A 4253-nucleotide genomic window follows, 5' to 3' on the forward strand; every position below is an offset into this window, starting at 1 on the left:
GAGCAGAGCTGTAAAAACGGCATCAAGCCCACTCACACGAAAAAGGAGTACCTTATGAGACACGTCAAATTTCTGCCTCTGCTGTTTCTGTGCCTGGTCCTCACCGCCTGCGCTCCCAGGGAGAAGTCAGCGGAGCTGGATTTGGACTACATCGCCGAAACCCTCACGGCCAGCGGCTACTTCCCGGAGCCTCTGGAGGCCCAGGACCCGGAGCTGGTGCCCGGTCTGCTGAACCTCTACGAGGAGCGAGTCAACGCCCAGCCGGAGGACATTGCCCAGGCCCGGTTCACCATGTCCCTGGGGATGGTGGCCGACCAGTTCATTCTGCTGGAGGCCAAGGACCACAGCGCGTCGGAGGGGCTGGAGGCGGCGCTGTTCACCTACGCGGAGGACCAGAAGTCGGCCTATGAGTTCTACGCCCCCGACCAGGCCGCCCGGATGGACGACCCCATTATTGAGCACGCGGGAAACTACCTGCTCTTCGCCGTGGGCCAGGACCGGGACGGGCTGGAGAAGCTGTGCCAGGCGCTGATGACGGGGGAAGCGGTGGACCTGGCCGATTTCCCGCCGGACCTGCCCGAACCGGAGCCGGACGTCTCCGGACCCGCCGCCCAGGAGGAGCCCCTCCCGCCCCTCACCGACGAGGACAGGGCCGCCGCCTACGACGCCGCCATGGACTACTACATGGGCACGGTGTTTGAGGTGGAGACCCTCACCGAGATTGAGGCGAAGGCCGGAGAGATCACCTTCCAGGTGCGCTGCTCCAAGGGGGGCGCGCCGGTGGACCCGGACCGGACCATCTCCCTGGAGCGGCAGAACGGGGCCTGGACCGTGGTCAGCGAGGGCTACTGATGAGGGCCCCCCGCTGTTACGAGGCCCTGCTGGCTTTCCTCCTGCTGATGCTGGGGGCGATATTTTCCCTGCTGGGGCTGCTGTTCGGCGCCCTCTCCCTCCCCGTGCGGAATGGGGACGCCCGTTCCTTCCTGCTGGGCGGCCTGCCTCTGCTGGCCCTTGGGGCGGGTCTGCTGCTGTGGGCCAGGCGGAGGGAGCGGGGCTGGGACTGGCTGAAAACAGAGGGCTGGGCCGTCCCGGGGAAACTGGTCCCGGAGGCGACCCGGCACCACTGGTACACCAGCTTCGGCAGCGACGGTCTCCGCAAGCGCAGCCCCTGGACGGTGCTGTGCATCTACCAGTGGGAGGGGAAGACCTACTCGGTCCGCAGTGAATTTCTCTGGAACCGCCCCGCCGGGAGCGGCCAGACCCCCACCGTCCGCCTGGACCCGCTGGTCCCCCAGAGGGCCTGGATAGACCCGGATTCCATGATTTATGAGATAAAATGAGGTACATTATGGCAAATATTCAAGTATTGGACCCCCATGTGGCCGACCTGATTGCCGCCGGTGAGGTGGTGGAGCGGCCAGCCAGCGTGGCCAAGGAGCTGATGGAGAACGCCATTGACGCCGGAGCCTCCACGGTGACGGTGGAGATTGCCCGGGGCGGGCTCACCTTCCTCCGGGTCACCGACGACGGCAAGGGTATCCCTGCCGGAGAGGTGAAGACCGCCTTCCTCCGCCACGCCACCAGCAAGCTGCACAGCGAGTACAACCTGGAGGCCATTGGGACCCTGGGCTTCCGGGGGGAGGCGCTGGCCGCCATCTCCGCCGTCTCCCGCATGGAGGTGCTGACCCGCACCGCCGGGGAGGAGCTGGGGACCTCCCTCGCCCTGGACGGGGGGACCCCGGGGGAGCCGGAGGAGGCGGGCTGTCCTCTGGGCACCACCATGGTGGTACGGGATTTGTTCTTCAACACCCCCGCCCGGCTGAAATTTATGAAAAAGGACGCCGCCGAGGGGGCCGCCGTCTCCGCCGTGGTGCAGAGAGTGGCCCTGTCCCACCCGGAGGTCAGCGTGAAATTCATCCGGGACGGCAAGCAGGAGCTGCTCACCCCCGGCGACGGCCAGCTGAAGTCCGCCGTCTACGCCGTGCTGGGGCGGGAGCTGGCCTTGGGCTTCCGGGAGGTGCGCGCCTCCGGCGAGGAGATGTCCGTCACCGGCTTTGTGTCCATGCCCGCCTGCTGCCGCGCCAGCCGCAGCTGGCAGTTCTTCTTTGTCAACGGGCGGCAGGTGAAGTCCCCCCTGATGATGGCCGCCCTGGAGGAGGCCTACCGGAATCAGAAGATGGTGGGCAAATTCCCCGGCTGTGTCCTCCATTTGCAGACAAAGCTCAACGCTGTAGATGTGAACGTCCACCCTGCAAAGACGGAGGTGAAGTTCGGGGCAGAGCGTCAGGTGTTTTCCGCAGTGTACCAGGCGGTGCTGTCAACCCTGGAGGGGGACCTCTCCCGGCCCCAGGCGGTGCTGAAAAATTCGGAGCTCCCCGGCGTCCGGCGGCAGGACACGGTGACGGCAAATCAGCTGGAGCTGGGCGCTCCGGCCCCCTCTGCGGGACACGGCCAGCCCGCCCCGCCCTCCGTCCCCGCCGCAGCCCGCAATACGCCGGCTGCCCGCCCCGCTGTCCCCCCGGTGGTGCGGGTCCATGACACCGGCTTTGTGCCGCCCCGCAGACCGGCTGTCCCCGCCGCAACGGCCCCCTTGGAAGAGGACGAAGATTTCAGTCCTGTCCCCGCGGCCACAGTTCCCTCGGAAGAACGGGAAAACCCCGCCGCAGCGGCCCCTTCGGCAGGACCCATTACGCCGCCCGCTTCTGCCGCCCCCTCCTCAAAACTCCAGCCCGGCACACCGCCCGCCCCCGCTGCGGAGTGTGACAGCCCCGTCACGCCGCCCCTCATCCCCCAGGAGCAGGACTGGCGGGTCGCCGGAGAGGTGCTGAACACCTACATCATCGTGGAGCAGGGGGACACCGTCTTCTTCATCGACAAGCACGCCGCCCACGAGCGGATGAACTTTGACCGGATGAAGGCGGAGGGCTACGACCCCATGGCCCAGGCCCTGCTGACCCCGGTGGTCTGCCGTCTGGCCCCCCAGCAGCGGGAGATTCTGCTGGCACACAGAGCGCTGCTGGAGGAGTTTGGCTTTGAGGTGGACGAGCTGGGGACCGACCTGGCGGTGCGGCAGACCCCCTTTGACGTGGACCCCGGAGACGTCCCCGCCGCCCTGGAGGAACTGGCCCAGAAGCTGCTCACCTCCGGCTCCGCCGACCCCGCCGCCGCCCGGGATGAGCTGCTCCACACCATGGCCTGCAAGGCGGCGATCAAGGGGGGCTGGCACACCAGCGCCCAGGAGCTGGAGCGGGTCGCCCGGGCGGTGATGTCCGGACAGGTGAAGTACTGCCCCCACGGCCGGCCGGTGGCCATTGAGCTGACCAAAAAAGAGCTGGAAAAACAATTTAAACGGGCATAAAAAAGGGCGCTCCGCGCCGGAAGGGAGACCGCTATGTCCTGGAATGAGGCCCTGTACCGCTACCAGCAGAAATACGGTGGGCAGCTTCTGGCCGGAGAGTCGGACGACGCCCTGCTGATCCTCAGCTGGAAGGACCGGCCCCTGGCGGTGGATTTGGCCGTGGTGGACGCAGGCCGGGGCGCCACCTGGTCCCACGCCCGGGCGCGCATCTCCGTGACCCTGGGCAAGCCCTACAAGCTGACCATCGGCGCGGAGAAGAGAACATCGGCGGGGGTCAACTCGGTGCTGAGGGCGGTCCCCCCGGTGGCGGGCTACTCCGCTGACTTCGGCTGCCCCGAGGTGACCCGAAAGCGCCTGATCCGCTGCGACAACCCGCCCTTTACCAAGGTGGTGCTGGGCAGTCTGGAGCTGCGCAACGCTCTGCTGGCCTGCCCCCGGGACCGGGTGACCGTCCGCCCCGGGCCCGGCGGCGAGGGCCTGCACTTGATTACCGTCTCCACCGACGCCCCGCTCTACAGCCTCAGCGGCGACGGCGGCGGCTGGAATCTGGACGGGGACAACGAGTATGTGAAGCGCTACGGTTCCGAGGAGGAACAGGCTGAACTGGCCCGGAGAGCGGAGCAGTTCTTTCCCCGTATGGACCGCTTCCTGGACCTGGCCCGGGCCGTCTGCGGCGCCGTCACGCAGTGGCCATTGTGAGGAGCTTCGGTTGGGAGCGCCCCACCCTCCCCCGCCCCAGTGCGCACAGTGGGACGGGGGATTGTCTCTGAAAGCGCCATCTTCTACCTCAGATTTTAAGTCGAAGCAGTGCCTGCAAGTCAATCCCCACCGCACCGCTCCGCCCCTTTTCAAAGGGGCCAGGCCGCCTGCGGGCGGGACGGGGGATGGGCCCTGC

Annotated in this window: 4 protein-coding genes; all 4 read left to right on the top strand. The window is 67.3% G+C overall.

Features of this window, described 5'->3' with window-relative positions:
* The coding region (locus D1646_RS13170) for a DUF4358 domain-containing protein (protein WP_207709440.1) at positions 1–852 on the top strand (852 nt) is incomplete at its 5' end.
* Positions 852–1340: a hypothetical protein gene (locus tag D1646_RS13175; RefSeq protein ID WP_160636894.1), complete on the top strand. Its 489-nt coding sequence runs from the start codon at positions 852–854 to the stop codon at positions 1338–1340. The genes D1646_RS13170 and D1646_RS13175, both read left to right, overlap by 1 nt.
* 8 nt (positions 1341–1348) lie before the next feature.
* Positions 1349–3358, top strand: coding sequence for a DNA mismatch repair endonuclease MutL (mutL, locus tag D1646_RS13180; protein ID WP_160636895.1), 2010 nt, complete (start codon positions 1349–1351; stop codon positions 3356–3358).
* 33 nt (positions 3359–3391) lie between these two features.
* A complete protein-coding gene (locus D1646_RS13185) occupies positions 3392–4057 on the top strand; it encodes a hypothetical protein (RefSeq protein ID WP_160636896.1) in 666 nt (221 codons plus the stop codon).
* The last annotated feature ends 196 nt before the right edge of the window (positions 4058–4253 follow it).

The organism is Pseudoflavonifractor sp. 60 (genome assembly GCF_009911645.1).
Lineage (GTDB): Bacteria > Bacillota > Clostridia > Oscillospirales > Oscillospiraceae > Lawsonibacter.

Bases quoted from the DNA above. Each gene is read 5' to 3' on its own strand.
- D1646_RS13175 (WP_160636894.1), top strand. From the start codon at position 852: ATGAGGGCCCCCCGCTGTTACGAGGCCCTGCTGGCTTTCCTCCTGCTG.
- mutL (WP_160636895.1), top strand. From the start codon at position 1,349: ATGGCAAATATTCAAGTATTGGACCCCCATGTGGCCGACCTGATTGCC.
- D1646_RS13185 (WP_160636896.1), top strand. From the start codon at position 3,392: ATGTCCTGGAATGAGGCCCTGTACCGCTACCAGCAGAAATACGGTGGG.